The following is a 368-nucleotide window of genomic DNA, read 5'->3' as shown; positions in this document are numbered from 1 at the left end:
ATTCCGATGTGCCCGTGAGGGACATCGCCGAGCTGTTGGCAGGAGCGGAAAAATGAGCGAGAGCGCGGGCAAGACGAGTCATGCGGCCGAGGTGGCGGCGAATGTGGCGGGCGCGACGGAGAGACGGCGCGTCCAGAGCATCCGCGAGCCGCTTTCCCCCGGCGCCTATGTGGAGTACTCTGTGGACGACCAGCCCGGCGTGGTGGAGCGGGCTCGGGCGTATCTCGCCGGGGCGCCGTGCGAGCCCGTGGCCCCGCGCCGCGCCGCCACGGTCATGCTGGTGCTCCACCTTCTCGCCCATTTCCTTCATGCGCTCCTGCATCTGGGCGTACACCGGGGAATCCTCCAGATGGGTACGGATGTAGTGG

Annotated in this window: 1 protein-coding gene; it reads left to right on the top strand. The window is 68.2% G+C overall.

Going from position 1 to position 368, the window contains the following annotated elements:
* Positions 1–52: 52 nt before the first annotated feature.
* On the top strand, positions 53–368 hold a 316-nt coding region (locus tag NE591_RS13290; protein WP_256156867.1), incomplete at its 3' end, for a hypothetical protein.

Source organism: Adlercreutzia sp. DFI.6.23 (assembly GCF_024462535.1).
In the GTDB taxonomy this organism is placed as follows: domain Bacteria; phylum Actinomycetota; class Coriobacteriia; order Coriobacteriales; family Eggerthellaceae; genus Adlercreutzia; species Adlercreutzia rubneri.
Note: the sequence above shows the minus strand (reverse complement) of the source record. Positions and strands in the feature narration are given on the sequence as shown.